Genomic DNA, 2,772 nt, shown 5'->3' on the forward strand with positions numbered 1-2,772 from the left:
GGCACTGGCGGTGCTGGCGGTGCTGGTGACAGCGGTGCTGGTCGTCCTGCTGGTGCTCGTCGCCGGGACCGCCGCCGCATCGGACCCGGCGCAGCACGCGGCCCCCCGGTCACCGGCACCGTGGACGTGGCCGACAACGACCCGGGTCGTCCTCCGGCCGTGGGACGCTCCCGCCACCGACTACGGGCCGGGCCACCGTGGGCTCGACGTCCCGGCCCCACCCGGCACCCTGGTGACGGCACCAGCGGACGGGACGGTGGCGTTCGCCGGGCAGGTCGGCGGACGGACGGTCGTCACGATCGACCACGGCGGCGGGCTGGTGAGCACGCTCGACCCGGTCGTGCCGTCGGTGTCGGCGGGGACGCCCGTCCGTCGGGGCGATCGAGTCGGGACGGTCGGTGCCGGACACTGCCCGCGGGCGACGCCGTGCCTGCATCTCGGTGCCCGGGTCGACGGCGCGTACGTCGACCCGTTGCCGCTGCTGCCGAGGCCCGCGTGGCCGGTGCTGCTGCCGGACCCTCAGGCGCGGGGGTGAGCGGTGCGGTAGACCTCGCGGAGCCGGGCCGACGAGACGTGGGTGTAGATCTGCGTCGTGCCGAGGCTCGCGTGCCCGAGGAGCTCTTGCACGGCGCGGAGGTCCGCTCCCCCGTCGAGCAGGTGCGTCGCCGCGGTGTGCCGGAAGGTGTGCGGTCCGCTCGGGCCCTCGCCGGGCAGCGCCTCGAGGAGCCGGGCGACGACACGGTAGGCGCTCCGGGTGCCGAGTCGGGCGCCCCGGTCGCCGAGGAACAGGGCGGTGCCCGCCGAACCGGGACCGTGTGCGGCTCCGACTGCGCCCGCTGCTCCGGGTGCTCCCACGGCTCCGGCTGCCGCTGCAGCGAGTGCCGGGCGTCCGCGGTCGAGCCACGCTTCGAGGGCGTCGTGTGCCGGGACACCGAACGGCACGACCCGCTCCTTGCCGCCCTTGCCGAGCACGCGGACGGTCAGCCGGGTCCGGTCGACGTCCCCGAGGTCGAGCCCCACGAGTTCGCTCACCCGGATGCCGGCGGCGTAGAGCAGTTCGACCACGGCACGGTCGCGGAGCGCTGCCGGATCGTCGTCCGCGGCACGGACCGTGAGGCCATCGAGCATCGAGCGCACCTGGTCCCGCGCGACGACCCGGGGCAGGTGCGCGGCACCCTTCGGAGCCCGGAGCCGGACACCCGGGTCCACCGTCAGGACTCCGGTCTCGCTCGCCCATCGGGTGAAGGCCCGGACCGAGGCGCTGCGTCGGGCGATCGTCGACCGCGCGAGGCCGCGCTCCGTCGCTGCCCAGAGCCAGTCGCGGAGGACCTCGAGCGTGAGATTCGCCGCCGAGACGACCTGCCGCTCGGCGGCGAACGCCACGAGGTCGTCGAGGTCGGCGCGGTACGCCCGGACGGTCTGCTCGCTGAGGCCCCGGCCGTGCCGACAGTGGTCCAGGAACACCCGGACGACGTCGCCGAGCATGCCGCGCTGTCGCTCCCGGTCGCCCTCGGTGTCCCGCATGACGCCAGGGTAGGCGTGCCGGGCGGGCTCGCGCATCGACGCGCCCGCACCCGACCCGTCCCGCCCCCGTGTCACGTCGTCGTCCATCCGCCGGGGCCGTGCTGCACCAGACCCTGCAACTCCGCCAGCGCGAGGGCGTCCGTGGTGTCGACGAGGGACAACCCCGACCGCCGAGCCACCTCGTCCACCGGTGTCGGCCGACGCGGAGTGAGGGCGTCGACCACGCGCAGCACCTCCGGGTCGATCCGCGCGCCCGCGATCGGGACCTCCGCCCCAGCGACGATCCGCTCCCCGGAGCACAGGCGCACTGCCGTCTCCGCCGGGTCGCGGGGCTGCACCACGAGCTCGGCCCGCCGGTCCGCGATCAGTCGGTGACATCCGACCGACGCGGGCGACGAGTACGGGCCGGGCACGGCGAACACCGGCCGTCCGAGCTGTCCGGCGTGGTTCGCGGTGTTGAGCGCGCCGGACCGGGCTCCGGCCTCGACGATCACGGTCGTGGTCGCGAGGGCCGCGATCAACCGGTTGCGGGCGAGGAACCGCCAGCGCGAGGGTCGGGTCCCGGGCGGACACTCGGCGAGCAGGGCGCCGTGCTCGGCGACGGCTCGCAGCATCGCCGTGTTCGCGGCCGGGTAGAGCTGGTCGATCCCGCCGGCGAGCACGGCGACCGTCGGCGCTCCGGCGGCCATCGCGACCCGGTGTGCGACGGCGTCGATGCCGTGGGCACCTCCGGACACGATCACGCAGCCGACGTCGGCCGCGGCGGACGTGATCTCGGCCGCTGCCTCGGCGCCGAGGATCGTGTTCGCCCGGGACCCGACGACCGCCACCGAGGGCCGTCCGGCGGTGCACGGTGCACCGCGTCGCCAGAGGACGAGTGGGGCGTGCGGTCCGAGGTCGTCGATGCCCGCGGGCCAGTCCGGGTCGCCGGGGACGACGAGCGCGCACCCGATGGCGGACGCTGCCGACAGCACGGCGTCGACGTCGAGCCGCAGGAGCCGTGGGCGCCACCGGGCGATCGCCGGGACGAGCGCCGCGGCCGTCGACTCGACCAGCCGGTCGCGGACCTCGTCTTCGTCGCAGGCTCGGACAGCGGAGCCCGCGGAGCCTGCGGGGTCCACGGAGCCCACGGAGCCCAGGGAGCCCCGGGCTCCCGCCTCCGTGCCGGTACCCACACCCGCGCAAGCACCAGCACCAGCACCGGCACCGGCACCGGCACCGGCACCGACCAGCAACTCCGCCAACGCT

The 2,772-nt window shown here is 75.9% G+C and carries 3 protein-coding genes; 1 reads left to right on the forward strand and 2 read right to left on the reverse strand.

Annotated features, from left to right (window positions below; translation table 11 throughout):
• On the forward strand, positions 1–535 hold a 535-nt coding region (locus DEJ24_RS16455; protein ID WP_309147024.1), incomplete at its 5' end, for a M23 family metallopeptidase.
• Here DEJ24_RS16455 and DEJ24_RS16460 read toward each other — a convergent pair.
• Together DEJ24_RS16460 and dprA are read right to left on the reverse strand one after the other, a co-directional pair.
• Positions 520–1,524 (reverse strand): tyrosine recombinase XerC, encoded by a 1,005-nt coding sequence (locus DEJ24_RS16460; protein ID WP_375334720.1) that lies wholly within the window; start codon positions 1,522–1,524, stop codon positions 520–522. The genes DEJ24_RS16455 and DEJ24_RS16460 overlap by 16 nt on opposite strands.
• Before the next feature lie 71 nt (positions 1,525–1,595).
• Positions 1,596–2,772, reverse strand: a 1,177-nt coding sequence (gene dprA, locus DEJ24_RS16465; protein ID WP_146246000.1) for a DNA-processing protein DprA, incomplete at its 5' end; no start/stop codon positions are given.

This window comes from Curtobacterium sp. MCPF17_001, assembly GCF_003234615.1.
Classification (GTDB): Bacteria; Actinomycetota; Actinomycetes; order Actinomycetales; family Microbacteriaceae; genus Curtobacterium.